The organism is Vreelandella arcis (genome assembly GCF_900103865.1).
GTDB lineage: Bacteria > Pseudomonadota > Gammaproteobacteria > Pseudomonadales > Halomonadaceae > Vreelandella > Vreelandella arcis.
The window spans coordinates 45,297-71,392 of the sequence record NZ_FNII01000012.1 but is presented as its reverse complement, the minus strand read 5'-3'; the positions used below and the strand labels follow the sequence as shown (position 1 = coordinate 71,392).

The following is a 26,096-nucleotide window of genomic DNA, read 5'->3' as shown; positions in this document are numbered from 1 at the left end:
GTGGTTGGCGGTAATAAAACCAATCACAAAATCAATAAAAAGGCGGGCCTTAGCCCGCCAAAGGTGCAATTAGCTGGCAATCGCTACCTGGGTGGCCCCACGCTTGATCATGGCGTAGCTCAGGCCGGTAATCAGCGAGCCCACCACGATGGCGCCTAAATACAGGACAACCGGGGTAATCGCGTTGGGAATCAGCAGCACAAAAATACCGCCGTGGGGAGCCATCAGCTTGGCACCGATCAGCATTGAAAGCGCCCCGGTGACCGCGCCGCCCACCATACAGGCAGGAATGACCCGCAGCGGGTCTTTAGCGGCAAACGGAATCGCGCCTTCGGTGATAAAGCATAAACCCAGCACAAACGACGCTTTACCCGTTTCACGCTCTGGCTGAGAGAACTTGGGGCGGGCCACAAAACTGGCGATGCCCATGCCAATCGCCGGCACCATGCCCGCCGCCATAATCGCCGCCATGGGCCCGTAGGTTTCCGAGGCGAGCAGACCCACGCCGAAAGTATAGGCAGCTTTGTTGACCGGGCCGCCCAAGTCGAAGCACATCATCGCCCCCAGCAGAATGCCCAATAGCACGGCGTTGGTAGACCCCATGGACTCTAAAAAGCTGGTCAGACCATCGAGCAGTGCCGCTACGGGTTCGCCAATCACGTAGATCATGGTCAGGCCGGTGACCAAACTGGCCACCAGCGGAATGATCAGAATCGGTTTAAGGGATTCAACGCTGGAGGGAAGTTTGACATAGCGCGTAACCGCTAAGGCGACGTAACCGGCTAAAAAGCCTGCCAGGATACCGCCGATAAAGCCGGAACCGATATTGGACGCCAGCATGCCGCCAATCATGCCTGGCGCGATGCCGGGCCGGTCGGCAATGGAGTAGGCAATGTAGCCTGCCAGCACCGGAATCATCAGTGCAAAGGCGGTGCCACCACCAATCTGCATTAGCGCTGCAGCCAAGGTGCCTTCCTGCTCAAAAGCTTCAATGCCGAACACAAATGAAAGCGCAATCAGCAAACCGCCGGCAACCACCATCGGCAGCATAAACGAGACACCCGTCAGCAGGTGTTTATACACGCCTTTCTCTTTGATGCTTTTGCCTTCGCCAGTGGCTGCTGATTGGTTGCCATCCTCCACACTGGCGTGGGCGAGGGCGGCTTCCAGCGTCGGGCGAGGCTTCTTCAAGGCATTGCCGGTAGAGGTGCGATAAATACGCTTGCCGGCAAAGCGCGCGGGGTCAACGTCGATATCACAGGCGAGTACCACGACATCCGCTTCGGCAATTTCTTGCTCGGTCAGTTGATCCTGGGCACCCACTGAACCTTGGGTTTCCACACGGATGGCGTGACCCATGGCGCTACCAGCTTCAGCCAGCGCTTCGGCGGCCATGAACGTATGCGCAACGCCTGTTGGGCAGGCGGTCACGGCAACAATTTTCTGGCCTTCTGCGGCACTTGGCTTGGCGGTGGGGGCATCGGCGGGCGCCTGATAAAGTGGCGCATCGCGTTTTGCCGTCGCCAAAAAGGCGTCGGGGTCGGGTAGCGCATCGGCAATCGGGGCTTGATAGAGCCGTTTGCCTTCAAAGCGCTCAGGCGCGGGGACGTGATTCGCTGCAACGACAATCAGGTCGGCATTGGCAATCTGCTCGGCGGTGGCGGGTTGCAGCGGTGCGAGCTCGCCGTGCATTTCCACGTGGACGTGCCAGCCCTGGCGCTCGGCTGCCTGTTCCAGCCGCTTGGCGGCGAGGAAGGTGGTCGCCATGCCGCTTGGGCAGGCGGTAATCAGTATTAAATTCATAGCGGTGCTCCCTCGGTGATGGGGTCGTCAAGACGCCGTACCCGGGTCTGTTGTTGGAGTGAATCAAAGTCGTCGGCTTGGGGATTGCCCACCCCGACGTGGCGAACTGCGTCTGCGGAGAGGGCCGTGGCGAAGCGCAGTGTTTGGTCGGGCGTGTGGCCGCTCAACAAGCCATGCAGCATGCCCGCAACGAAAGTATCACCGGCGCACACGGTGTTGACGGCGGTGACGTGAGGCGGCGTTGCCTGCCACACACCCAGCGGGCTGACCCACAGAACGCCATCGGCACCGGCGGACATCAGCGCGTGTTCTACGCCGCTGTGATGCAGCCGTTGCGTGGCGTCAAGGCGGGCAGTGTCATGGGTAAGCGCTGCACCGGCCCACTCGGCTAGTTCAAGCTCATTGGGCTTAACGGCGGCTGGCTGAATCCCAATTGCCGCATTGAGCGCCTCACCGCTGGTATCTACCCACAGGGGGACGCCGCTTGCTTTTAGATGGCCCAGTAGGTCGCGAAAATCATCCAGGCTAAGCCCCGGCGGTAAGCTACCAGCAACTACCACCGCGAGCGGCGGTGTAGCGCTTTTTAGGTGAGTATCCAGGCGTGCCGTTAAATGTTGCAGGTCTTCTGACGTGATGGGCATGCCCGGGCCGTTGATGTCGGTGACGCGGCCGCTTTGCTCGGCTAGTTTGGCATTAATGCGCGTTTCGCCCGCGACGCGCACAAAGTCGTCGTTTAACCCGGCGTGGCGAAAAGCCAGCGTAAAGGGGGCGTCGTTATCACTGCCGAGAAAGCCGCTGACGGTGACCTCGTGGCCTAATCCCGCCAGCACTCGGGCGACGTTGACGCCTTTGCCTGCGGCTTCTAGCTGCGCGTGACTAGGGCGGTTAACCCCCCCTAACGTGAGTTGCTCAAGGCTGAACGCCAAATCCAGCGCCGGATTGAGCGTAATGCACAGGACGCGAGCCATTAGCGGGCCTCCAGCGCGTCGCGGACGGCATCGCTGGTGGCCTGTTTCAGGGCAAGCTGAGCGCTAGCCTGAGCATCGGCAAAATCAAACTCGCGCAGCCGCGCTTTGACCAGCGGGATTTGTCGCGCACTCACCGACAGCTCGTCAACGCCTAGGCCGACTAGCACCGGCACCGCCATGGCGTCGGAGGCTAATTCGCCGCAGACGCCGACCCATTTGCCCTGGGCGTGGGCGGCGTCCACGGTCATTTGAATCAAGCGCAATACCGCCGGGTGTAGGCCGTCGGCCTGGGCGGAAAGTTCGGGGTGGCCACGGTCGATGGCCAGGGTGTATTGGGTTAAATCGTTGGTGCCCACTGAGAAGAAATCGACCTCGGCGGCAAGCGAATGCGCAAGCAGGGCGCTGGAGGGCACTTCAATCATCACGCCGAGCTGAACATCGGTGGCTCGTTGTGACGGGGCGATCTCGCTCAGCAGTCGATCGTAAATCGCCTTGGCAGCGCGAAATTCGGCGATGTCTTTAACCATCGGCAGCATGATGCGCAATGGCTGATCCGTACTGGCCATCAGTAAGGCGCGTAGTTGGGTTTCCAGTACATCGGGCTGGGTTAATGCTAAACGAATACCACGCAGGCCCAGGAAGGGGTTGTCTTCTTGGGGAACGGGCCAGTAGGGCAGCGGTTTATCGCCGCCGACATCCAGTGTACGGGCGACCAGCGGGCGCCCTTTGAGGGCGTCCACGGCCTGACGGTATTCATCGATCTGAGTTTGTAAATCCGGCGCGCTGGCGTGGGCCATAAACAGAAACTCGGTGCGCAATAGGCCAACGCCCTCCGCTCCCCGCTCGACGGCATCGTCGGCGTGGGCGGTATTGCCTAGGTTGGCGGCCACTTCCACCCGATGACCGTCGCGGGTTTGGGCGGTCTCAAAGCGTGTTTCCCAGGCCTCGGCTTCACGCTGCTGCTGGTCGAGTAGCTGTTGTTCCGCGCGTTGCAGACGCGCTTCCGAGGGTTTGTGGGTTACCCGTCCACGCTCGCCATCCAAAATCATCATGCCGCCGTTGGGCAACGCTATGACTGCTTCGCCAGCGCCCACCACAGCGGGGATGCCCAAGGCGCGGGCCAGAATCGCGCTGTGCGAAGTGGCGCCGCCGCGCACGGTCAGCAGGCCACGCACGCGGGCGGTATCCAGACGGGCGACATCGGAAGGGCCGATATCGTCCATCACCAGAATATACGGGTAGTCGGGCGGGGTGGGCAGTTTGGCGTTACACAGCACACCCAGTACCCGGCGGCCAACGTCGCGTAGGTCGGCGGCGCGCTCGGCCAATAAGCGATCAGCCAGCATTTCCTGGGCGTGGGCAGCGGTATCGATGGCCTCCCACCAGCCGGCTTGTGCTGAACGCCCTTCACGAATGGCTTCAATAGCGGCCTGGTGTAGTTCGGGGTCGTCGAGCATTTCTTCATGCATAGAAAGAATGTCGGCGACCTCACCGCCCGGTGCGTTATGCACGAGTTCTCTTAGCTGGTCAGCCCCTTCTTTCAATGCCTCGCGTAAGCGGGCAATTTCATGCTCAGGGTTATCGGCATCCTGCGGGTAGTCAAACTGTAGCGGACGCATAACAAATACGGGCGCAATAGCCAGCCCCGGCGATGCGGCCACGCCTGAATGGGGAGTGTCGTCGGTAAGTGGCTCGACGGCTGGTTTGGCGGTGTTTGATAGCGGTGCAACGCTATCGCGCTCGCCCTCCCAGGGGGCGACCTTTTCGCCCAAACCGGTTTCAATGGACTCGGCGACCGCCGCCAATGCCTGGCTGGCCTGTTCGCCCTCGGCTGATAACACAAGCCATTGGCCGCGCCTCGCGCCCAAGCCAATCACTTTGGTTAAGCTGGCGGCAGATACTGGCGTGGCGCTGCCTTCCTCGAGGCGTACGTTGATCGGAATGCCCTGAGCTCGTGCGATTTGTACCAGCTGCTTGGCCGGGCGGGCGTGCAACCCATGGGGGTTTAACACCCGGGCGCGCTGGGTTTGCGTGCTGGCGGTTTCGCCCGCAAGAGCGGCCAGCAACTGCGCGCTGGTTTTGTTGACGAGGCTTTCGCTTTCACTGCGTTCCAGCAAAGGGAGTAATTGTTCAAGCAGCGGGCGGTGGCTTTCGCCGCTGGCCGCTAGGCAGAATAGCGCATGAACCGGATGACCTTGATGGCTAAGCGACGGGGCGGCAGGGGTGGCGACCCCAAGGGCGGGTTGCACTACCCCATGAGCGTGGCTGGCCAGCCAAAGTCCGTTGCCCAGCCAAGTGGGCTCAGAGGTGGCGATGGCGCTGATAAAAGTGTTATCCACGCAGCCGCTTTGCCGCAACCGCGCGGCAGCCGCCAGGGTTAATTCCTCAAGGTCTTTGGCAGGGAAACTGACGCACAGCGTGTCAGCATCCAGGCGTGGCGTTACGGCCGGTTTGGAAAGCAAGCGCGCCACATCGGCGGCAGACGTGGCGCTGGCCAACTGCTCGGCGACGCCTTCTCGATCGAGTACATGGGTTAGCTGGCGCAGAATGTCGAGGTGTTCATCGTTTTGCGCAGCAATAGTGACTAAGACGTGTACCTGTTGGCCATCGTGCCACTTTACGCCGTGGGGGAACTGAAGAACGCGAACCCCGGTTTGCTTGACGTATTCGCGGCTTTCGGGCGTGCCGTGGGGAATGGCAATAGCATTGCCTAAAAACGTTGAGGACTGCGCCTCCCTGGCGTGAAGGCCGTCACGGTAGCCGGGCTCGACAAACCCGGCTCCCACCAGCGCGTTGGCGGCGCTGTCCAGTGCCGCCTGCCAATCGGTTGCCTGGCAGTCCAGCAAGATGTCATCAGAGCCGAGCGTCAGCATAGGTGTCTCCTGTAAAACGATAGTCGTAGCACACCGAGGTGAGCTGGATGAATCGTGTCATCTGTGTATAGTTGGCTATGCTGAATCGATTCACTTATAGACACAAGAGCTTCGCGCCTAGACTTTGGTCTGATGAGCGGCTGCCGCCTGCTAAAATACCGCGGCAACCAGAGGGGGAACTGCATGACACTCGCCGATATTGCCCGACTTGCCGGGGTATCACGCACCACCGCCAGCTACGTCATTAATGGCCAGGCTGAGAAGCGGCGCATTAGCGCGTCGACGATTGAAAAAGTCATGGTGGTGGTTCGCCAGCACCGTTATCACATCGACCCCCAGGCCGCTGCGCTTCGCCGAGGTGCCAGCCGCTTGCTAGGGCTGATCGTGCCTGACCTGGAAAACATCAGCTATGCGCGGCTAGCCAAACGGATAGAGCGGGGCGCCCGTGAGCGCGGCTATCAATTACTCATCGTGAGTTCTGACGACTGCCCTGAAAGTGAGCGGGCGTTAGCGCTAGCGCTGCGCGCGCAGCGCTGTGAAGTATTGATTACGGCAAGCTGCTTAGCCAGAGATGACTCTTTCTACGCCGATCTGGTTCATGAAGGCTGGAGTGTGGTGGGCATGGATAGGGGGCTAGACCCGAAACAGTTTGCCAGCGTGGTCAGTAACGACCGGCAAGCCGCATTGACGTTAACGCAATCAGTGATAGGTCCGACGACTCAGCGGGTGGCGTGGCTAGAAGCAATGCCAGAACTGTCTATCAGCCGTGAGCGCCGTGCCGGGTTTCAGGCAGCGCTGGCAGACACCTCCATTACGCCGCTATATTTTAGCGGCGCCCATTACGAACGCAGCGAGGGCGCGCGCTTGGCGGCCGAGCTGTTGGATGAGTGCGGTGGCGCAGATGCGCTGGTGACGGCGTCCTATACGCTATTGGAAGGGGTGTTCGATGTGTTTCTTGAGCGTGGTGGGCTGCCCGAGGGCATGAGGTTAGCGACCTTTGGCGACCACCGCCTGCTGGATTTTTTGCCTCAGCCGATCAACTCGGCGCTGCAAGATTACGATCGAATCGCTGAGTTAACGCTGCGCTGTGCGCTGGCCGCGACGGAAGGCGAGTACGTATGCGGGCAACAAGTCGTCTCACGGCATTTGCGCACCCGACAGCCGGTGCGCAAATGATCGTTTAAGCCAACGGTGCTATGTCAGGCGAGTTATACGCTACGCGCCTGGGCCCAGGCGTCGGCGTCCGGGATCGACATCTCGTAGCGTTTGCCAAGGTAGGGGGAGGAAAGTACAAAGTCCGCGCTGGCCGCATTGCAGGCTACCGGCACGTTCCACAGTGCGGCGAGCCGTAGTAGGGCTTTGACATCCGGGTCATGGGGCTGAGGCGCGAACGGATCCCAGAAAAAAACCAGCACGTCGAGTGCCTGCTCGGCGATGCGCGCGCCAATTTGCTGATCGCCGCCCAGCGGGCCGCTCATCAAGCCTTCCACCGGCAACCCCAACTCATTGCGCAAGCGCCCCGCCGTGGTGCCGGTGCCGATCAGTTCGTGGCGGCTCAGTGTGTCCTGCCAGCGAGTCGCCCACTCCAGCATTTCGGTTTTTTTGCCATCGTGGGCAATTAACGCAATACGCTTGCGGGGTTGCAGCGTACGTATCGCCTGACGAGGGGGTCGCGCATCGTTCATAGCATGGCGCTCCTATCAATTGGATGGCGCGTCTTAGGGATTAAAGCGTCGTCTTGTTGAGTATATCGCATACTCAGTTTGGGTCGACGGCAAGAATTTTCATGGTGTTGGTGCCGCCATGGGCATTCATGTGGTCGCCGCGGGTAAGAATGACATGTTCCCCGGGGCGAGCCATACCGTGAGCTTTTAAGAGCGCCAGTGCTTCGCGGTTAAGATCCTGGGCTTCCATGTGGGAGGTGTCGAACGGAATCGAGACAACGCCGCGGTACAGCGCCATACGCCGCTGAGCGATGGGGCTGTGGGCCAGGCCGACAATCGGTAATTTGGAGCGAATACGCGAGGCAATCAGCGGGGTGTAGCCCGTGGCGGTCATGCAAGCAATCACGCTCACGCCTTCAAGGTGGTTGGCCGCGTACATCGCGGAGAGCGCGATGGTTTCGTCGGTACGCTCGAAACCTTCATGAATGCGATGGCCGGACTCTTGGGCGATGCGTTCGCGCTCAGCCCCCAGGCATACGCGATTCATGGCCTCAATGGTTTCAACCGGGTAGTCCCCCGCGGCTGTTTCGGCCGACAGCATCACCGCATCGGTGGCATCCAGCACCGCATTGGCCACGTCAAACACCTCAGCGCGCGTGGGGAGTGGCGACTCAATCATCGACTCCATCATTTGCGTGGCGGTAATCACCGCGCGGTTCATTGTGCGAGCGTGCTTGATGATGCGCTTCTGAGTGCCGATCAGCGATTCGTCACCAATCTCAACGCCCAGGTCGCCGCGTGCCACCATGACCGCTTCCGAGGCCTCGATAATACCGTCCAAGGTAACATCGTCTGCTACGGCTTCGGCGCGCTCTAGCTTGGCAATCAAGCCGATTTCTTTGCCTTTCTCACCCAGCAGCGCGCGGGCTTCATGCATATCGGCGGCGCCACGTGGGAAAGAGACGGCCAAATAATCCACGCCGATCTCGACGGCAGTGGTGAGGTCGGCCTTGTCCTTTTCGGTTAACGCCGGGGCTGAAAGGCCACCGCCTTGCTTGTTGATGCCTTTATTGTTGGACAGCTTGCCGCCCACGTGAACCCGGGTGTGAACTTCTTGGCCGATGACCTGAGTCACATCCAATACCAGGCGACCATCGTCGAGCAGTAAGCGGTCGCCGGTGGTGACGTCATCAATCAGCGACGTGTAGTCACAGCCTACGCGTTCTTGGTTGCCAAGATCCGCATCCAGCGCCATGTCGAGGATGAACGGCTGGCCTTCCGTTAACTGGATGGCCCCTTCTTTAAATCGGGATATGCGAATTTTAGGCCCTTGGAGGTCACCCAGAGCCGCCACGCTGCGGCCCAGTCGGTGAGCAATCTCGCGAACAGACTCAAGGCGACGACGATGGTCGTCGGCAGCACCGTGGGAAAAATTCAGGCGAACGACATCAACGCCCGCTTTCAGCATTGCTTCCAGCACACCGGGGCGATCGCTTGCTGGACCTAAAGTGGCGACGATCTTCGTGCGGCGTAAGGGAAGCGAGAGGGTTTGGCTCGTCATTTACACATTCTCCTGGGTCGGCCATGGTTGTTGTTAGCGCCACGTTGGGCGTTCAAATTGCGAGTGATTAAGTTATGGACTACGATAGCTTTTATATAGTAATTTTACTACATATTGATCGGCAAGGCGCCTTATGAGGGATCCAAAACGCCCAGAAGATCCCCTTAAGACGCTTAAATACGTATTTTTAGTAATTTTTGCCGAGATTGGAACTGAATGCATGGCAGGAGGTTTCGTCAAATCTCGGTAAACGTTCTCTGCAAATGTGAGGTGCTTTCATGGCAATAAGAGTCGCTATTAACGGCTTTGGCCGCATTGGCCGCAACGTCCTACGCGCCCTGTACGAAAACGGCTATCGTGATCGTATGCAGGTTGTCGCGATCAACGACTTGGGTGATCCGTCGCTCAACTCCCACCTGTTGCGCCACGACACCGTTCACGGCCACTTCCCCTATGCGGTAGAGCACGATGCCGAGAGTATCAGCGTCGACGGCGACCGCATCGCAATCTCTTCTGAGCGAGATCCTGCCAAATTGCCTTGGGCGTCAATGGATATCGATATTGTGATGGAGTGCACCGGCTTATTCACCAAGCGAGAAGCAGCGGCCAAGCATATCGACGCGGGTGCAAAGCGCGTGTTGATTTCAGCGCCCAGCCCCGATGCTGATGCCATGATTGTTTACGGTGTCAACGAAGAAACACTCACCGCTGAACATAAAGTGGTCTCGAATGCCTCGTGCACAACCAACTGCCTGGCGCCAGTGGCCAAAGCGTTGAACGATGCAGTAGGTATCGAAAACGGCTTGATGACAACGGTGCATGCCTACACCAATGACCAGAACCTGTCTGATGTCTATCACACTGACCCCTACCGGGCACGCAGTGCGACTCACTCGATGATCCCGACCAAAACCGGCGCTGCGGCGGCCGTCGGGAAGGTGCTGCCTGAACTGGCGGGTAAGTTCGATGGTCTGGCGGTTCGCGTCCCGGTGATTAACGTCTCCTTGGTGGATCTGACCTTCACCGCTGGTCGTGATACCACCGCAGAAGAGATCAATGCGGTTGTTGAAAAAGCGGCTGTCAATTCACCGGTCATGGCGGTGAATGCCCAGCCATTGGTGTCGATCGATTTCAACCACGACGCTAATTCGTCGACTTTCGATACCAATCACACCCGTGTAAGCGGTCGCCTTGTGAAAATCATGGCCTGGTACGACAACGAGTGGGGCTTCTCCAACCGCATGCTGGATACAGCCGAGGCCATGCAGGCCGCTGCCAAGTAATCCAACTTGTCAGGGGCAGGTATCGCCGGGCAGCAGCTCAGTTTTTAGCAGCTGCTGCTCGGCGGGCAGTTGGCCAAGAATCATCTGCGCCGCGACCCGACCCTTGCCCACGCTATCCTGGCGCACAGTGGTTAAGCGCGGCGCCCGGTACTGGCCCTCTGCGATGCCATCAAAGCCGGTAATGCGTAAAGCTTCAGGCACCCGAATGCCACGCTGTTCGGCAAGCGTCAGAGCCGTTAGCGCAATACGGTCTGACATGCACAGCAGCAGGTCAGGGCGTAGATGCTCGGGCTGATCGAGTAGCTCAGCCAGCACTGGGCTACACACGTCGAAGGTATTCTCCTCAATATTCCAAAGCGGCACCGCGCCGGGCGTTATGCCGTGTTCTTCCAGTGCTTCATTAAAGCCCGCCAGCCTCGCGCGGCTGATGGTGCTGGTGCTCGGCAGCATGGTATGGGCCGCCGTCACGCGGCCATTGCAGGGCTCGACGGTCAGCCTCAGGTTGATGATCGCCGGTCGCTCAGGGCGCTGCTTAAGTGCATGGCAGGCAATGTGGTAGCTGGCCTCGGTGTCATCAATGTGCACCGTCGGGCAACCCTCCACGTCAAAATCTACCGACACCAGCGGGCGCTGGAACGGCAACCGTTGCAGCAACTGATTGTTGGGCATCAGACCGTAGACGATAAAGCCGTCGGCGATGTTGGCCGAGCCTGCGGGTTGCGAGTCGTGGCCACGTCCGGGCAGTAATAACAGTGTGTGACCATGGGCGTCGAGTACTTCGGCGACGCCGGATAGGAACTCGCTGGCGACTGCATCATTCAAACTGTAGGTAAGGCTTTCTGCCAGCACCACGGCGACAATCCGCGATCGCCCCGTGCGTAAACTCCGTGCTTTGGCATCCGGGCCGCTATAGCCGAGGCGCGAGGCCTCGCTTAGGATGCGTTCGCGCAGATTTGGTGAAAGCTGATCAGGCCGGTTAAAAGCGTTGGAAATGGTCGCAGTCGAGACGCCGAGTTCACGGGCAAGATCCTTGAGCGTCATTCGGCGTGGTGGTGTCACGGTATTTCCTATGCAGACTTATAATAAAACTCCCATCCGCAAGAATACCGACCCCCGCGTGGCCCCGACAAGCCTTATAGACATCATCACGGTTCACGGGGGCTAGTGGATGAGGTTGGTGAAACGCGCTGCTTAAGCGGCTTGCCGTTGGGCAGGCAGATCCAGTGCAGTGCCGCTTTCGTTAAATAAATGTACGTGTTGGGTGTCGGGCACCAGCGCAACGTGTTGACCTTCTTCCCATTGGCTAGGCGCTTCGCTGCGGTGAATCAGCAGTGTGTTACCTTCTTTGGGTTCCAGATACACGTAGACCTCGTTACCCAGGTATTCGACATTGACTATCTCAAAGCGATTATCGCCCGAGGGTGGGGCCAAACGAAGATGTTCGGGACGCACGCCCAGCGTTAGTGCAGCGCTTTGCGGTAGGGTTTGAGCATCTTGAGGTAGAGCCAGCTCACCCACGCCATTCGCATGTACACGACAGCCTTGGTCGTCGTTGGCCAACAGTTGGGCTGGCATGAAGTTCATGGTAGGCGAGCCCATAAAACCAGCGACAAACTGGGTAGCGGGGCGCTGGTAAAGCTGCTGGGGAGTACCGACTTGTTCTATACGACCGCCGTTTAGCACGACGATTTTATCCGCCAGGGTCATCGCTTCCACCTGATCGTGAGTCACATAGATCATGGTGGAGCCCAGGCGGTTGTGCAGACGGGCGATTTCGTTGCGCATTTGCACGCGCAGCGATGCATCCAGATTAGAAAGTGGCTCATCAAACAGTAGGATGCGCGGCTCGCGAGCCATGGCACGACCCATGGCTACCCGCTGTCGCTGTCCACCGGAGAGGGCTTTAGGCTTGCGATGCAGCAGCTCTTCCAACTGAAGAATTCGCGCGGTGCTCATCACCCGTTCATGGATCGTTTCCTGGGCCGTTTTAGCGAGTTTCAGGCCAAACGCCATATTGTCGTACACGCTCATATGCGGGTATAACGCGTAGGATTGAAACACCATTCCTACGCCGCGCTCGCGTGGCGGGAGGTCGTTGACGATGGTGTCGCCAATACGCAATTCGCCATCGGTAATCGACTCTAGGCCGGCAATCAAACGCAGCAGGGTCGACTTGCCGCAGCCCGATGGCCCCACGAAGACAACGAATTCACCATTGCCTACGTCGAGGTCGATATCATCGATGATGTGGTCGCGGCCAAACACCTTGTTAATTTTTTCAAGCTTGACACTTGCCATGGATGACTCCTTGCCAGCCTCAGAAGCTGAACCTCTGGACCGGCCTGTTGTTGTATTAAAACGATGCCCCTAAATGCTTAGGCAACGCGCATAAAAGCCGCTTGATAGGCCGGGAGCAATAAGCTGTCGCCATCGCGCTGAAACGTAAAGCCATGGCTGTCCAGGTCGCTGTTGACCGGCACCGGTAGCGCCACCTGATGTTGCTTGTCGGTCAGGTTGAACACACAGAGCAACGTTTCCTCATCGTGCTGACGGGTAAAGCCGAGCAGGTCGTCGCCCACATCCACTAGCGTTAAGTCGCCATCGAACAGCGCGGGGTGCTGGCGACGGAAGGCCAGTATGTTGCGCAGTGCATTTAAGGTTGAGTTGGCATCATCCTGTTGGCGGCTTACCGCTAGGTCGCGGTGACTGGCCTCCATGGGTAACCAGGGCTCAACGCTGGAAAAACCGCCATGTTCGCTGTCGTTCCAGGGCATTGGCGTGCGGCAGCCGTCGCGGCCTTTGAATTCCGGCCACAGCACTTTGCCATAAGGGTCTTGGATGCGTTCAAACGGCACGTCGGCTTCCGGCAGGCCCAGTTCTTCGCCTTGATACAAGCAGACACTACCCCGCAGCGATAGCAACATGGCTAGGGCGATTTTCGGATAAGCATTGGGATCTTCGTCTGCCCCCCAGCGCGAAGCACTGCGTTCGACATCATGATTCGAAGTGGCCCAGCACGGCCACGCATCTCCTGCCAGCCGCTGGAAGCGCTCAATTACCTCGCGCAAATAAGTAGCGGAATGCGGCTTGTTCAGCAGGTCGAAGGTGTAAGCCATGTGCAGTTTGTCGCCGCCGGCGGTGTACTCGGCCATACGCGCTAGCGGGTTGTCATCGCCAATTTCACCCACCGTGGTGGTCCCTGGGTATTCGTCCATTAGCGCGCGCAGGTCTTTCAGGAAGTCGAGATTTTCCGGGCGGCTAAGGTCGTAGACGTGGCGCTGCCAGGTATAGGGATTACTATCTGGCGCGCCCAGGGTTTTGGCTTCGCCTTTGGGCACCGGCGGGTTATCGCGCAGCTCGGCATCGTGGAAGTAGAAATTGACGGTATCCAAGCGGAAACCGTCGACGCCCAGGTCGAGCCAGAAGCGCATGTTGTCCAGTTGGGCCTGGCGAGCCTCCGGGTGGTGGAAGTTGATATCCGGCTGGCTGGTTAGGAAATTATGCATATAGTACTGCTTACGGCGGGGTTCAAACGTCCACGCAGGCCCCCCAAAGATCGACAGCCAGTTATTGGGCGGTGTGCCGTCGGGCTTGGGGTCGGCCCATACAAACCAGTCGGCTTTGGGGTTAGTGCGGTTCTGGCGGCTTTCCTGAAACCAGGAGTGCTGGTTCGAGGTGTGGCTGATCACCTGGTCGATCATCACTTTCAAACCGAGCTGGTGTGCCTGCGCAAGGAGCGTTTTGAAGTCGTCCAAAGTGCCGAACATCGGGTCGACATCGCAGTAGTCGCTAATGTCGTAGCCGAAATCGAGCATTGGCGAGGTGAAAAACGGCGATAGCCAGATACCGTCGACGTTGAGCGAGGCCACGTAGTCGAGCTTTTCGGTAATGCCGCGTAAATCGCCGACGCCGTCACCGCGGCTATCCATAAAGCTGCGCGGGTAGATTTGGTAGATAACGCCGCCGCGCCACCAAGCTTTCGTATCGTGCATAGTTAAGTCCGTTGATAACATTTAAAAATCCTCAGCCTTTAACCGCGCCGGCGGTCAGTCCAGAAACAATGCGGCGTTGGAAGATAATCACCAGCACCACAAGGGGGACAGTGACGATGACCGACGCGGCCATGATCGGCCCCCAAGGAAGCTCGTAGGCGCTACCGCCCGATAACAGCGCGATAGCTACCGGTACGGTGCGCTGGGCATCGGTGAGCGTAAACGTGAGTGCGAACAAAAATTCGTTCCACGCAGCGATAAAGGCGAGTAACCCGGTGGTGGCCATGGCAGGCCACATGAGCGGGAGAAATACTTTGGTGATCGTCACCCAGGGCGTGGCGCCGTCCATGATCGCGGCTTCTTCAAGCTCCATCGGTAACTGCTTCATAAAGGTGGTCAGAACCCACACTGTGAAAGGCAGCGTGAAGATGGTGTAGCTTAGAATCAGCCCGGCCGGGTTGTTGTAAAGGTTTAGCGTGCGAATGACCTCAAACAGCCCGGAAAGCACCGCAACCTGGGGGAACATCGACACCCCAAGAATCACCAGCAACACCGTCGAGCGGCCACGAAAGCGCACGCGCCCCAGTGCGTAAGACGCGGTAATGCCCAACAGTAGAGCGATGAACACCACGCTAACCGCGACTACAATGGAGTTGAAGATTGCCCGCAAGAAGCTTGCCTGGGTCAAAATCTGCGCGTAGTTGCTCAAATCCCAAGTAGACGGCCATAGCTCCACGCGGAATAGGTCACTGGAGGGCTTGAGCGAGGTGATGACGGCGTAATAAAACGGGAACACCGCATACACCATGATCAAAACGATTAGCGCCCAGAAGCCTACTCGCTTGGCTATTTTGCTCAACTGACGTGCGGTCATGCGTCACCTCCCAATTGAAGCTGCTTGCGCCCGGCGTAAAGGTAGGCAACCGTCGCCAAGGCAATAATCAAAAAGAGTAGGGTGGAGGCTGCGCTGCCATAGCCAACGTCCTGGAATTCAACAAGTTGCTGGCGCGCGTATACCGACATCGACATCGTGCTGGTGGAGTTTGAGGTCAACACGTAGATAACATCGAAGACGCGCAGCGCATCGAGCAGGCGGAAAATGACCGCTACCAAGAGGGCGGGGGTGATCAGCGGCAGGGTTACTTTGAAAAACACCCGCACCGGGTGAATGCCGTCGACCTCGGCGGCTTCATAGCAATCCTTGGGCAGCATTTGCAGGGCGGCGAGTACCAGAAGCGCGACAAAGGGAATGGTCTTCCACACGTCGACCATTATGACCGCCCACATTGAATAGGTGGCGCTGGCGGTCCAGGCAATGGGGTTGTCGATCACCCCGATCCCCATGAGCATGTGGTTAATAATGCCGAACTGGTCGTTGAGCATCCACGCCCACATCTGCGCCGAAACAATAGTGGGTATGGCCCAGGGAATAAGCACCGCAGCGCGGACAATCGTGCGGCCTTTAAATTCCGCGTTAAGAATCAGCGCCACGATCACCCCGAAAATCACCTCAAGCGATACCGATACCACCGAGAAATACACGGTGTTCCAGACCGATTGCCACCAGGTGGGGTCGGCCATGATGCCGAACCAGCGGCCGTTCTCCTGAACAAGGTAATTTTCGAAGCCGATGAAATTCGCCGCTCCAAGATCGGACAGCGAAGCATCGGTAAAACTTAAAAAAAACGTTCGAAATAAAGGCCAACCGGCTACTAACGTCAGTGCCACCAGCATAGGGGCTAAAAACAACCAAGCCGCTTTTACCCGTTGGCGACGCACCTTGGTGCCGCGAGAGCGTCGCGCCGGTAAAGGGTTGGCACGCGCCCCTTCGGGCGCGCTGTGGTGAGAGGAAGTCGTCATGAAACTCTCCAGTGTTACCAGTTACGACGCTTCAAACGAATAAGCTCGTTTTCAAGGTCTTCAACAGCCTGCGCGCCCTCTAGGGTGCCCGACAGCACATCGTGGGTGGCGCTGAAGAAGGCGTTGCTTACCCGGCCATAGGCATCGCCGGTCGGCGCAGAGGGGCGTGCCACCGCGTTGGTGAAGGTGTCATAAAGCGTGCCGAAGAACGGTACGGCGTCTAACACCTCTTCATCCTGGTAGAGCGCGTCGAGGGTGGGATTGTAAGAGGCCTCAATCGCGCGACGCTTTTGCTCTTCTTCGCCGGTGAGGAAGGCCACCAGGTCAGCCGCCAGTTCAGGTTTTTCGCTATAGCGTGATACGGCCAGGTTCCAGCCCCCTAGCCCGGCGGCGCTTTGTCCTTCGTCGCCGCCCGCCGGCAACTGAGTCACGCCGACTTTGTCGCGGACATCGCTATTGTCGCTCTGTGCCAGCGCCCAGGCGTAAGGCCAGTTGCGCATGAAGACCGCGTTACCGCCTTGGAAAACGCCGCGTGCTTCTTCCTCGGTATAGTTCAGCACGCCTTTGGGCGATATATCGCCAATCCACGAGGCGGCTAGGTCAAGCGCTTCGGCGGCCTGTTCGTTGTTAATGGTGATTTCGCCGTTAGCCTCGACGATGTTGCCGCCACCGTGGCTCGCCACCCATTCGAGGGCATTTACCGTCAAGCCTTCGTAGGCACGCCCCTGGAAGACATAACCTTGCATGCGATCGTTACCTGCGTCGCGCTCGGCCTGTTTGATCTTCCGGGCGGTCTCGGTCAGTGCTTGCCAGGTGGTCGGCACGTCAAAGCCGTGTTTTTCGAGCAGGTCTTCGCGGTAATACAGCACGCCCGCGTCGGTAAACCACGGCATGGCCACCAGGCGGTCGTCGATAGTGTTGTTGGTCACGATGGTCTCGAAATGGCCCTCGGCGACGTCTTCCCCCAGCACTTCACGCAGGTCGAGTAGGTGATTGGCGAGAAGCCCCGGCCAGACGACGTCAATTTGCATGACGTCGATATCGCCTGAGTTGGCAGACAAAATTTGCTGGTAGAGCGAGAGCCGCTCGGTAGACGAATTAGGTGTCGATACCACATCGACGTCGTGGCCGGTTTTGTCCTCCCACGCGGCGACACCTTCTTCGCAAAGCGTTAGCTCGGCACCCACGGCACCGCATGAAATGGTTAATTCAGCCGCTTGGGCTTGGCTTATGCCACCGGCAGCGCTGGCGAGGGCGATTGCAGTTGTCAGCAGTGTCTTTTTCATGGTGATTCCTCGGTGTTTGTTGTTGTCGGATGTTGCTTCGTTGCGTAGCAATGCTTGTTAACTTAAACGATTAAGTTGGTGCGCTCAGTTAGCCGCCTCAAGCACTCAAGTTCAATAGAGACTTTTGTCTAATGGTTCATTCAGTTTGTGCGAAAGCATCCCGCCCTATTTAGACATTGGTCGATAATTCGCAATTGGTTGTTGGTTTACATAGGCTTAATCGATTAAGTTTTGGTCGTCCTTTTAAATAATTAAGCAAGGTTGGTTGCTTTACTAATTTTTAAGGATCAACGCATTCAACAACAATCGAGACAAGCTCTACCGCTTCAACGGGCATCCGCAATGGCGCAAATACGCGGACGATGCGGGCGTTTATTCAGGTAACGGCCTATCCATAAGCGGTGATAGCAGGGCGTCGAACAACAACAGGGTATAAAACAATGGATAAGATGACTTTTAAAACGCCGCTGGCAATTGCCATTGCCGCCGTCAGCTTGGGCGTTAGCGGTGCGGCTATGGCCGATGCAACGATGGAAGAACGACTCGCGGAATTGGAAGCGCGGATTATCGCCGCTGAGCAACGGGCCGATGCCGCCGAGCAGCGCGCCGCTCAAGCCGAACAACAGCATCGTGAAGTGGTCGAGGTTGAAAGCGATGCTGAGATTGAAGAACGCTTGGCCCGCGTAGAGCGCCATACAAATGGGGAAGAAGGCTTCTCCTTCAACGTCTATGCGCGTTCGGGGTTGTTGATCGGCGAGGATGGAAAAAGCGAAAACGGAGGCCCTTATCTGACACCGGCAGGTGGCGAAGGTGGAGCCGTCGGCCGTTTGGGTAATGAACCCGATACCTACGCGGAAGCGATCTTCAACTACCGTATGCGCTTTGATAACGGCGCCAAAGCGCTATATCGCACTATGATTGCTGATGGCACGACATCCAGCAACGATTGGACGGGCGGCGAATCCGATATTAACGTCCGTCAGGTGTTTGCTGAATTCAGTGACTTACCGAGCTTTACCGGCGCGTTTGAAAACGCCTCTATCTGGGCCGGTAAGCGCTTTGACCGAGATAACTTCGATATCCACTGGCTGGATAGCGATGTGGTTTTCCTCGCCGGTACCGGTGGTGGTATCTATGACATGCAGTTGGCCGATAACTGGAAGTCGAACCTTTCGGTTTATGGCCGTAGCTTTGCCGACTTTGACGTCGTCAACAGTGAAGACCCTGGTCTTGAGGGCGATACCGACAACCTGATCCTGACCTCCAATAACTACTTCGGTAACTGGCAGTGGATGGTGAACGGCCTGTCCGCCGCCGATAACGACACCCGCGATATCGGTGCTGGGCAAGAAGCTGCCGAAAATGGTTTCCACACCATGGTGGCCTATCACGGCGACAGCTTCTTTGGAATGGGCGAGGGCAACTATAAAGCGGCGGTCATTCACGGCCAAGGCCTGGGTGCCGAGACCAAAAATATCGGGGCTAACGGGGATTTAACCGACGATGCTGCCTCAACACGTTTAGCGCTTTACGGCACCACCTATCTCGCCCCCAAATGGCGTGTGGCGCCTGCTGTATTGGCTGAAACCAGCGAAGATCGTTACGCGCAAGGAGACGCATACGACTGGGCAACGCTTAACGTTCGCTTAGCCAATGAGTTAACGCAAAACTTTGAAATGCAGTACGAAGCTAGCTATCAATGGATGGATCTTGATCCTCAAGGCTACAGCGGGCGCAACGCGGTAGACGGTGGGTTTAGCAAATTCACCGTCGCACCCACCTTTAAGCCCGAGGTGGGTGGCTTCTGGAAGCGTCCGGAAATTCGTCTGTTCACCACCTTTAGCGATTGGGACGAAGAGCTCAACGACTACGGCGCTAGCTCGCTGGGAAGCGACGGCTTTACCGGTGGCCAGTGGAGCTTCGGCTTACAAAGTGAAGTGTGGTTCTAAGCTAGCAGGCCTAGCATGAACGCTAGGCCGCTTATTGTTTCTCCGTTTCTGTTTGCCCGCGATGCCTCGCGGGCTTTTTTGTGGTGCGCCAGGCATGGCGCGCAGCGCCTTGACTGGCGCTGTTCCTGGGGGTGGTGCCCCAGGATGACTTGGGGGTGAAAGTCCCCTGCACGCCCGGCAAGGGGAAGTGCTAGCTGACGGCAAGGGTGTCCCTCGCGAGAGGGAATCCGAAGGCAGCCCGAGGCAAAACGCTGGCCTGACGAACAGGAAGCGGATATGAGGCGTCATGGCGGGGTAAGGTGGCACGAATCACCAAAGCCCAATACTTGCACGGAACGCCATGACGTATATCCGACAGGCATAAGCGGGAAGGTCGCGCGTCTTACCCTGGGAGGTCTGGTGGTCTGCCACAGTGCTACCGGCGTCGAGAGGCGACGGGAGGGATCACCAGACGTCAGCAGAGGCCATAGTAAGTGCCGGTTCACCACGGCACCAAGGGCCGAACACGAAGAACCGCGAGTAGGCGATAACGTCTCGAGGATCGATCATGAAGACAGAAGCTGACGCTAATACCGTCACTCACCCAGAGGGTCAGGGGCAGTACCCTGAGTCCCAGCCGGTGAGCGTCGAGACGACCCCGGCGTCGTTATCGTGGACGAAAGCGGAGTCAGCCTCGCTCATGGAGCGGGTCATTGACCCGGAGAACATGCAGCGGGCTTACCGTAAGGTGGTTGCCAACAAAGGGGTACCGGGTGTCGACGGCATGACGGTGCATCAGTTAGCGGGCCACCTAAAACAGTACTGGCCAACGCTGCGCGAGCGGCTATTGGCCGACGAGTATCACCCCAGCCCGATCCGAGCCGCCACGATCCCCAAGCCTAAAGGCGGCGTGCGGCAGCTCGGAATACCCACGGTCACCGACCGACTGCTCCAGCAGGCGCTGTCACAAGTGCTCATGCCGATCTTCGACCCGACCTTCTCCGAGTCGAGTTACGGTTACCGCCCTAAGCGCAGCGCTAAGCAGGCCGTCTCGGCCATGAAGGCCCACGTCACCGCCGGCCACCGTTGGGTGGTCGACCTTGATCTGGAAGCCTTCTTCGACCGAGTGAACCACGACCTGCTGATGGCCCGGGTCGCGCGGCGCGTTGACGACAAGCGCGTGTTGCGTCTGATCCGCCGCTATCTGGAGGCGGGCATGTTCCAGCACGGCTTGCCCATGGCGAGGCGGCAGGGGACGCCCCAAGGCGGGCCGCTCAGCCCGCTACTGGCGAACATCCTGCTGGACGACATGGACAAGGAGCTGGAACGCCGAGGCCATCGGTTCTGCCGCTACGCCGATGACGTACAGGTGTATGTCAAAAGTCAGCGAGCAGGCGAGCGTGTCATGGAAAGCCTGAGTGAGTATCTCGAGAGCTCACTTCGGCTGACGGTCAACCGCACGAAAAGTGCGGTGGATCGGCCATGGAAACGCGACTATTTAGGCTACCGTCTTACTTGGCACAAGCAACTGAAGCTGACACTGGCCAAGACAAGTCTGAAGCGCATGATGCAGCGTGTTCGTCAGGTGCTAGCGCGTGGCAGAGGACGTCACCTCCAGCAAGTGATCAAAGAGTTAAAGCCCATCCTGCGGGGTTGGGCCAACTACTTCGACCACGTTGACGTGAAGCGTCCGCTGGCAGCCTTGGATCAGTGGATACGTCGTCGCTTACGCGGCCTGGTCTGGCGGCAATGGAAGCGTTCAAAGACTCGGCACCGGAAACTTCGAGGGCTGGGTCTAGACGCATACCGTGCTTGGAAATCGGCGGGTAATGGGCGAGGCCCCTGGTGGAACGCCGGGGCCTCGCACATGAACCAAGCCCTGTCGAGAAAGTGGTTTTACGACCAGGGTCTGATCTCGGTACTTGATACGGTAAGACGGCTTAAACGTTCTTCATGAACCGCCGTGGTACGGAACCGTATGCCCGGTGGTGTGAGAGGACAGGGGAGGCAACTCCCCTTCCTACTCGATGATGAGTCGCTGCCTGCTGAAAGTATACGGTGAGGCTGTTGTGAATTACTGCGTCAACCCACTGTATTGTTGTTGGTAATCGGCTTGGCGTGCCTGCTTGACGTTGGTGTTTGTCCATTCAGATCGTAAATGATCGCCTTGAAAACCAGTACTGGCCTTGTAACCTTCGCGTGGAGGGCAGAAGTTAATTAAGGCGTGAACCCGTGTCGATGTATTGCATCATAGTGGATGCCCCGGTTGTGGTTACCGACGCGACGGCGATACAGGTAACGTCTGGGGAGTTTTTGTAGTAAAATTACACGCAATATTGCGTATAATGGCCTTTTTCAGATAGATTTTAGGTAATCTAACTACTAATGGGAGCTGAGATGAGCCCGTCACCTGCTTCACAAGGTGCCCCGTTGGGCGACCTTCAAAACGCCATCGACCTCGCTCTATTTGGTGCGCTGGGCGACCTGGCCATGCGCAAGCTATTCCCGGCGCTCTACCATCTAGACCGCGAAGGGCTAATGCCGGAAAGCACGCGTATTTTGGGGCTGGCACGCCATGAGCACGACGTAGCGGAATTCCGTCAGTTAGTTAACAGCGCGCTGCAGAAGCGTCTTAAAAAAGATGAGCAAGATAAAGAAAGCTTAACGCGCTTTTTAAACCGACTTGATTATCTAAAGCTTGATTTTACCAGCTTTGAAGGTTTTGATGCTGTTCGCCAATGGCGCGAGGGCTCACCGCGGCCCATGGTGGTTTATTTATCCGTCGGTGCAAAAATTTACGGCGATATTTGCCGCAACCTGCAGGCCAGCGGCAGCTTGGATGACGCCACGCGGGTGGTGGTTGAAAAGCCCATTGGATTTGATCTAGCGTCATCTGAAGAAATTAATGATGCCATAGGTGATGTCTTCCCCGAGTCGCGGATATACCGTATTGACCACTACCTTGGTAAAGAAACCGTTCAGAACCTGATTGCGCTGCGCTTTGCCAATCCGTTGTTCGGCACGCAGTGGAATCAAAATCATATCTCCCACGTGGAAATCACCGTGGCGGAAAAAGTCGGGATAGAAGGGCGCTGGGGCTACTTCGACGAGGCCGGCCAGCTACGCGATATGGTGCAAAACCACCTGCTGCAGTTGCTTTGCCTGATTGCCATGGATCCGCCTTCCAACTTAGATGCCGATGCCATTCGCGATGAAAAGGTAAAAGTGCTGAAAGCCTTGAAGCCTTTTACCGGCGAGGCCTTGGGCAGAGACGTGGTGCGCGGCCAGTATATGGCGGGCACCAGCGATGGCCAGCAAGTGCCCGGATATTTGGAAGAAGAGGGCGCGAACACTGAGAGCCAGACCGAAACCTTCGTGGCCATGAAAACGGAAGTCGCCAATTGGCGCTGGGCAGGGGTGCCGTTCTACCTGCGTACCGGCAAGCGGATGCCGGAGAAACTGTCGCAAATCGTCATTCACTTCCGTCAGCAGCCGCACTATATCTTTGACCCCGACCAGCGCGGCATCGCCGCCAACAAGCTGATTATTCGCTTGCAGCCGGAAGAAGGGATCGCACTTCAGGTATTGACCAAGGATAGCGGCCTAGACAAAGGCATGCGCCTGCGCCCTGGCCCGCTGCATTTGGATTTCAACAATGCGTTTCCTAAATCGCGTATTCCCGATGCTTATGAGCGCCTGTTATTGGAAGTCATGAAAGGCCAGCAGTATTTGTTCGTGCGCCGCGATGAGGTGGAGCACGCCTGGCGCTGGTGCGACCAGTTGATCGACGGCTGGAACGCGCGGGAAACGCCGCCGCGTCGCTATCCGGCGGGTTCCTGGGGGCCGGTTGCCTCAATTGCTATGATTACCCAAGACGGTCGCAGCTGGTACGAGGATTATTAATATGAGTGAAGCACGTAAGCAACTCGCCGAGCAGCTTGCCGAAGCGGTCTTCCAGGCATTGAGCGAAGACCTAAGCCGCCAAGCGCGTGCCTTGCTAGTGGTCTCCGGTGGCTCAACACCCGTGCCGTTTTTTGAAGCGCTGGCGGCCAAGGCGCTACCCTGGGAACGGGTGGATATTACCCTGGCAGACGAACGCTGGGTGGACGAGCAGAGCAGCGACAGCAACGCTAAGCTGGTACGTGAACACTTGCTAATAGACAAGGCGGTAGACGCCAATTTTATACCGTTAACTTGTGAGGCCACTACCCCTGAAGAGGGTGTCGACGAAGTGGCAAAACGAGCGGAATCACTGGCATGGCCAGCAAGTGTGGTGATTTTGGGCATGGGTGGCGATGGCCATACGGCGTCGCTATTTCCCGACAGCCAAGAACTTGGTTTGGCGCTTGCCACCGACGAGCCGCTAGTCGCCGTGCGAACCCCCAGCCAGCCGCAGCCACGTATCACCTTCTCGGCGGATCGCTTGCACCAGGCACACCGCCATATTCTACATATCACCGGCGACGATAAGCGTGCGGTATTGGCCAACGCACTGAATGGGGATGATGTGCGTCAACTGCCCATCCGCGCCTTTTTATCCTGTCCTTTGGCGATTTACTGGGCGCCATAAGCGTTTTTCGCCGATAATAATTAGCTTGGAGACTCACTCATGACCATTGATAAACAGTTGCCGTCAACGCGCACCGCAGAGCTAGACAGTATTTGCCTTAAAGCCGAAGTGATTCCGGTGATCACCATTGACCGCCTGGAAGACGCTGTACCGCTTGGCCGCGCGTTGGTTGAAGGCGGCCTAACAGTGCTGGAAATTACCCTGCGTACAGACTGCGCGCTGGAAGCCATCAAGCGCATGCGTGAAGCACTGCCGGGGGCGAGCATCGGTGTGGGCACCGTGTTAACCCCAGCGCAGTATCGCCAAGCCGAGCAGGTAGGCGCTGATTTCGTGGTGACGCCCGGTGCCACCGAGGCGCTTTACCGCTACGGGGTAGAAAGCCCGGTACCGATGCTGCCTGGCGTATCGACCATTTCGGAACTGATGACCGGTTGGCAGTACGGCTACCGCCGGTTTAAGTTCTTCCCGGCGGAATCCAGCGGCGGGGCGAAGGCACTCAAAGCGTTTGGCGCACCCATTCCAGAAGCGCGTTTCTGCCCTACGGGTGGTATCACCGTCGACAACGCTGAAGACTACCTTTCACTGCCCAACGTGATGTGTGTGGGCGGTTCATGGGTGACCCCGAAGGCAATGGTCGAGGCGGAAGATTGGGATGGCATCCGAGAACTGGCCCGCCAAGCCGCCGAGCGCTTTCATCACTAACGCGTGGAGTAAGCGGTAATGAGCACGCTCGCCACTTACCACTCAGATACCCGATTGTTTGAGTAAGTGAGTTGTCCCGGACATTGTCCGGGGCTTTTTTATATTGCTCGCGCTATTCAAGGCGTAACAGCGGATCGGCCAGACCACGAACGCCGCAGTCGGCGACGAACAAGCCCCCCGCCTGAGGCTGTTCGCGGCGTTGTTCAGCACTAAATCCCTCTTGCGCGGTAGTGATGTAAAGCTGCGCCAAGTTATCGCCGGCAAACACCGGGCAGGAGGGTTGGCTTACTGGCAGCTTTACTTCGTCGGTTACTTGGCCGTCGTGGTTTAGCCGTACCACTTGACCCGCGCCCCAGAGGGCGAGCCACAAGCAGCCTTCACTGTCGACTACCGCGCCGTCCGGGTTGCCGGGCGCTTTCGAAAAATCTGCCCAGGGCTGCGGCTCACCTTGCGGCCATCCTTGGCTATCCAGCGGCCAGCGCATCACAATGCCGGTTGGCGTATCGGTAAAATAAGCCGCGTCGCCTGCGGGTGAGAAGCAAATCGCGTTAGGGATGGTTAGCCCGCTGCGCAGTTGGGTGAGCTCGCCGTTATGCAGGCGGTATAGGCTGCCTGCGCCGGGCTCGGCGCGTTTGCCCATGGTCGAAAGCCATAAACTACCGTGACGATCCACGCGGGCATCGTTACTGCGGGTGATCGGGTTGTCGACCTCGAAATCGGCAAAATGCGCCTGGCTCTGGGTGGTTGGGTCGAAGATGCTCAGGCTGCGTTCGCCCACCAGCAGTAAACGGCCATCCACCAGCGGCGTAGCGAGTGACACCATTTGATCAAGCGTGTACTGGCCTTGCTCGCCGTTAGCAGGGGACAGCCAGTGTAGGCGTTTGCTTAAAATATCGCACCAGTAAAGGCGTTGGCTTTTGGCTTGCCACTGGGGGCCTTCGCCTAGCTCGCAGCGGCAGTCGACGGCGAGCGTCGCGATGTGTCCAGCCTTCATGATTGACCTCCGGCTTTCTGCCAAGCGTCAACCAGCGCTCGGGCCTGGTCACCCACTTGCTCAGGGGTTTGGCCTGGCTGGTAAAGTGCGCTACCCAAGCCCGCACCATCGATCCCAGCGGCTCGCCAAGCGCCAAAGTTATCTATCCCTATGCCGCCTACCGCGTAGAGTAACGTGCCCTTGGGCAGAACGGTGCGAACCGCCTTCATGCCTGCAATGCCCACCTGAACCGCGGGAAATAGCTTAAGTCCCGTGGCGCCCGCGTCCAGGGCGTCAAATGCCTCAGAAGGGGTCACGATGCCGGGCCAGCTTTGCATGGCTAAACGGTGTGTTTCTTCAATCACCGCCGTACGGCAGTTGGGCGAGACAATTAAGCGCCCGCCGGCGGCGTGGACATCGCGCACTTGGTTGATAGTCAACACCGTTCCCGCGCCAATCACAGCCCGCTCGCCAAAGGTCTCCGCCAACCGCTGAATGCTGGTGAGCGGGTCGGGAGAGTTGAGCGGCACCTCAATGTGCGTGATGCCCGCGTCCAGCAAGGTCTCGGCCACGGCCACCACGTCATCGGGGGTGACCCCGCGTAAAATGCCAATTAAAGGTAGCGTCATATCC

20 protein-coding genes are annotated in these 26,096 nt (G+C 58.1%); 7 read left to right on the top strand and 13 right to left on the bottom strand.

Translation table 11 applies throughout. The features are described from left to right. Positions 1–69: 69 nt before the first annotated feature. From BLR97_RS14515 to ptsP, 3 genes are read right to left on the bottom strand one after another with little or no spacing between them, the layout of a single operon-like run. The gene (locus tag BLR97_RS14515) at positions 70–1,803 is read right to left on the bottom strand and encodes a PTS fructose-like transporter subunit IIB (RefSeq protein ID WP_089707247.1); all 1,734 of its coding nucleotides are present in this window, start codon (positions 1,801–1,803) and stop codon (positions 70–72) included. Continuing rightward, entirely contained in the window at positions 1,800–2,771 is a 972-nt protein-coding gene (gene pfkB / locus BLR97_RS14510; protein ID WP_089707246.1) for a 1-phosphofructokinase, read from the bottom strand. Before pfkB ends, BLR97_RS14515 begins: the two co-directional genes overlap by 4 nt. Then, positions 2,771–5,644, bottom strand: coding sequence for a phosphoenolpyruvate--protein phosphotransferase (gene ptsP, locus BLR97_RS14505; protein WP_089707245.1), 2,874 nt, complete (start codon positions 5,642–5,644; stop codon positions 2,771–2,773). The genes pfkB and ptsP overlap by 1 nt, the downstream gene beginning before the upstream one ends. Positions 5,645–5,827: 183 nt before the next feature. Between ptsP and cra the strand changes: the two genes are divergently transcribed. Further along, positions 5,828–6,820, top strand: coding sequence for a catabolite repressor/activator (gene cra, locus BLR97_RS14500; RefSeq protein WP_089707244.1), 993 nt, complete (start codon positions 5,828–5,830; stop codon positions 6,818–6,820). A gap of 32 nt (positions 6,821–6,852) precedes the next feature. On the opposite strand, the gene BLR97_RS14495 is transcribed toward cra, so the two are convergent. Both BLR97_RS14495 and pyk read right to left on the bottom strand, forming a co-directional pair. Further along, a complete protein-coding gene (locus BLR97_RS14495; RefSeq protein ID WP_089707243.1) occupies positions 6,853–7,329 on the bottom strand; it encodes a methylglyoxal synthase in 477 nt (158 codons plus the stop codon). Positions 7,330–7,402: 73 nt separating this feature from the next. Further along, the gene (gene pyk / locus BLR97_RS14490) at positions 7,403–8,869 is read right to left on the bottom strand and encodes a pyruvate kinase (protein WP_089707242.1); all 1,467 of its coding nucleotides are present in this window, start codon (positions 8,867–8,869) and stop codon (positions 7,403–7,405) included. Positions 8,870–9,147: 278 nt separating this feature from the next. On the opposite strand from pyk, the gene gap reads away from it, so the two are divergent. Then, a complete protein-coding gene (gene gap, locus BLR97_RS14485) occupies positions 9,148–10,152 on the top strand; it encodes a type I glyceraldehyde-3-phosphate dehydrogenase (protein ID WP_089707241.1) in 1,005 nt (334 codons plus the stop codon). A 9-nt stretch (positions 10,153–10,161) separates the two neighbouring features. Here the strand turns inward: gap and BLR97_RS14480 are convergent, their stop codons facing one another. The 6 genes from BLR97_RS14480 to BLR97_RS14455 form a co-directional block, all read right to left on the bottom strand. After that, on the bottom strand, positions 10,162–11,211 hold the full coding sequence (locus BLR97_RS14480) for a LacI family DNA-binding transcriptional regulator (protein WP_244511319.1): 1,050 nt from the start codon (positions 11,209–11,211) through the stop codon (positions 10,162–10,164). Positions 11,212–11,343: 132 nt separating this feature from the next. Then, positions 11,344–12,450, bottom strand: coding sequence for an ABC transporter ATP-binding protein (locus BLR97_RS14475; protein ID WP_089707239.1), 1,107 nt, complete (start codon positions 12,448–12,450; stop codon positions 11,344–11,346). Positions 12,451–12,527: 77 nt separating this feature from the next. Then, entirely contained in the window at positions 12,528–14,144 is a 1,617-nt protein-coding gene (locus tag BLR97_RS14470; RefSeq protein WP_089707297.1) for an alpha-glucosidase family protein, read from the bottom strand. A 31-nt stretch (positions 14,145–14,175) separates the two neighbouring features. Continuing rightward, the gene (locus tag BLR97_RS14465; RefSeq protein WP_089707238.1) at positions 14,176–15,018 is read right to left on the bottom strand and encodes a carbohydrate ABC transporter permease; all 843 of its coding nucleotides are present in this window, start codon (positions 15,016–15,018) and stop codon (positions 14,176–14,178) included. After that, positions 15,015–16,004 (bottom strand): carbohydrate ABC transporter permease, encoded by a 990-nt coding sequence (locus tag BLR97_RS14460; protein ID WP_089707237.1) that lies wholly within the window; start codon positions 16,002–16,004, stop codon positions 15,015–15,017. The genes BLR97_RS14465 and BLR97_RS14460 overlap by 4 nt, the downstream gene beginning before the upstream one ends. A 14-nt stretch (positions 16,005–16,018) precedes the next feature. Beyond that, on the bottom strand, positions 16,019–17,290 hold the full coding sequence (locus tag BLR97_RS14455; protein ID WP_089707236.1) for an ABC transporter substrate-binding protein: 1,272 nt from the start codon (positions 17,288–17,290) through the stop codon (positions 16,019–16,021). Between the two features lie 440 nt (positions 17,291–17,730). On the opposite strand from BLR97_RS14455, the gene BLR97_RS14450 reads away from it, so the two are divergent. The 5 genes from BLR97_RS14450 to BLR97_RS14430 all read left to right on the top strand — a co-directional run bounded on the left by BLR97_RS14450 (position 17,731) and on the right by BLR97_RS14430 (position 24,490). Continuing rightward, complete coding sequence (locus tag BLR97_RS14450) at positions 17,731–19,239, top strand: carbohydrate porin (RefSeq protein ID WP_089707235.1); 1,509 nt, start codon at positions 17,731–17,733, stop codon at positions 19,237–19,239. A gap of 547 nt (positions 19,240–19,786) precedes the next feature. After that, positions 19,787–21,175 carry a group II intron reverse transcriptase/maturase gene (ltrA, locus tag BLR97_RS14445; protein WP_089707234.1) on the top strand — a complete coding sequence of 463 codons (1,389 nt, stop codon included), beginning with the start codon at positions 19,787–19,789 and terminating at the stop codon, positions 21,173–21,175. 440 nt (positions 21,176–21,615) lie between these two features. Then, positions 21,616–23,121, top strand: coding sequence for a glucose-6-phosphate dehydrogenase (gene zwf, locus BLR97_RS14440; RefSeq protein ID WP_089707233.1), 1,506 nt, complete (start codon positions 21,616–21,618; stop codon positions 23,119–23,121). A gap of 1 nt (position 23,122) precedes the next feature. Then, positions 23,123–23,788, top strand: coding sequence for a 6-phosphogluconolactonase (gene pgl, locus BLR97_RS14435; RefSeq protein WP_089707232.1), 666 nt, complete (start codon positions 23,123–23,125; stop codon positions 23,786–23,788). 39 nt (positions 23,789–23,827) lie between these two features. Then, on the top strand, positions 23,828–24,490 hold the full coding sequence (locus BLR97_RS14430; protein ID WP_089707231.1) for a bifunctional 4-hydroxy-2-oxoglutarate aldolase/2-dehydro-3-deoxy-phosphogluconate aldolase: 663 nt from the start codon (positions 23,828–23,830) through the stop codon (positions 24,488–24,490). A 112-nt stretch (positions 24,491–24,602) separates the two neighbouring features. Here the strand turns inward: BLR97_RS14430 and BLR97_RS14425 are convergent, their stop codons facing one another. After that, positions 24,603–25,484 carry an SMP-30/gluconolactonase/LRE family protein gene (locus BLR97_RS14425; RefSeq protein WP_089707230.1) on the bottom strand — a complete coding sequence of 294 codons (882 nt, stop codon included), beginning with the start codon at positions 25,482–25,484 and terminating at the stop codon, positions 24,603–24,605. After that, positions 25,481–26,092: a 2-dehydro-3-deoxy-6-phosphogalactonate aldolase gene (locus tag BLR97_RS14420; RefSeq protein WP_089707229.1), complete on the bottom strand. Its 612-nt coding sequence runs from the start codon at positions 26,090–26,092 to the stop codon at positions 25,481–25,483. Before BLR97_RS14420 ends, BLR97_RS14425 begins: the two co-directional genes overlap by 4 nt. Positions 26,093–26,096: the final 4 nt, after the last annotated feature.

What these genes read in the sequence shown, in the direction of transcription:
- BLR97_RS14515 (WP_089707247.1), bottom strand. Translation starts at nt 1,803, where the DNA reads ATGAATTTAATACTGATTACCGCCTGCCCAAGCGGCATGGCGACCACC.
- pfkB (WP_089707246.1), bottom strand. Translation starts at nt 2,771, where the DNA reads ATGGCTCGCGTCCTGTGCATTACGCTCAATCCGGCGCTGGATTTGGCG.
- ptsP (WP_089707245.1), bottom strand. Translation starts at nt 5,644, where the DNA reads ATGCTGACGCTCGGCTCTGATGACATCTTGCTGGACTGCCAGGCAACC.
- cra (WP_089707244.1), top strand. Translation starts at nt 5,828, where the DNA reads ATGACACTCGCCGATATTGCCCGACTTGCCGGGGTATCACGCACCACC.
- BLR97_RS14495 (WP_089707243.1), bottom strand. Translation starts at nt 7,329, where the DNA reads ATGAACGATGCGCGACCCCCTCGTCAGGCGATACGTACGCTGCAACCC.
- pyk (WP_089707242.1), bottom strand. Translation starts at nt 8,869, where the DNA reads ATGACGAGCCAAACCCTCTCGCTTCCCTTACGCCGCACGAAGATCGTC.
- gap (WP_089707241.1), top strand. Translation starts at nt 9,148, where the DNA reads ATGGCAATAAGAGTCGCTATTAACGGCTTTGGCCGCATTGGCCGCAAC.
- BLR97_RS14475 (WP_089707239.1), bottom strand. Translation starts at nt 12,450, where the DNA reads ATGGCAAGTGTCAAGCTTGAAAAAATTAACAAGGTGTTTGGCCGCGAC.
- BLR97_RS14470 (WP_089707297.1), bottom strand. Translation starts at nt 14,144, where the DNA reads ATGCACGATACGAAAGCTTGGTGGCGCGGCGGCGTTATCTACCAAATC.
- BLR97_RS14465 (WP_089707238.1), bottom strand. Translation starts at nt 15,018, where the DNA reads ATGACCGCACGTCAGTTGAGCAAAATAGCCAAGCGAGTAGGCTTCTGG.
- BLR97_RS14460 (WP_089707237.1), bottom strand. Translation starts at nt 16,004, where the DNA reads ATGACGACTTCCTCTCACCACAGCGCGCCCGAAGGGGCGCGTGCCAAC.
- BLR97_RS14455 (WP_089707236.1), bottom strand. Translation starts at nt 17,290, where the DNA reads ATGAAAAAGACACTGCTGACAACTGCAATCGCCCTCGCCAGCGCTGCC.
- BLR97_RS14450 (WP_089707235.1), top strand. Translation starts at nt 17,731, where the DNA reads ATGGATAAGATGACTTTTAAAACGCCGCTGGCAATTGCCATTGCCGCC.
- ltrA (WP_089707234.1), top strand. Translation starts at nt 19,787, where the DNA reads ATGAAGACAGAAGCTGACGCTAATACCGTCACTCACCCAGAGGGTCAG.
- zwf (WP_089707233.1), top strand. Translation starts at nt 21,616, where the DNA reads ATGAGCCCGTCACCTGCTTCACAAGGTGCCCCGTTGGGCGACCTTCAA.
- pgl (WP_089707232.1), top strand. Translation starts at nt 23,123, where the DNA reads ATGAGTGAAGCACGTAAGCAACTCGCCGAGCAGCTTGCCGAAGCGGTC.
- BLR97_RS14430 (WP_089707231.1), top strand. Translation starts at nt 23,828, where the DNA reads ATGACCATTGATAAACAGTTGCCGTCAACGCGCACCGCAGAGCTAGAC.
- BLR97_RS14425 (WP_089707230.1), bottom strand. Translation starts at nt 25,484, where the DNA reads ATGAAGGCTGGACACATCGCGACGCTCGCCGTCGACTGCCGCTGCGAG.
- BLR97_RS14420 (WP_089707229.1), bottom strand. Translation starts at nt 26,092, where the DNA reads ATGACGCTACCTTTAATTGGCATTTTACGCGGGGTCACCCCCGATGAC.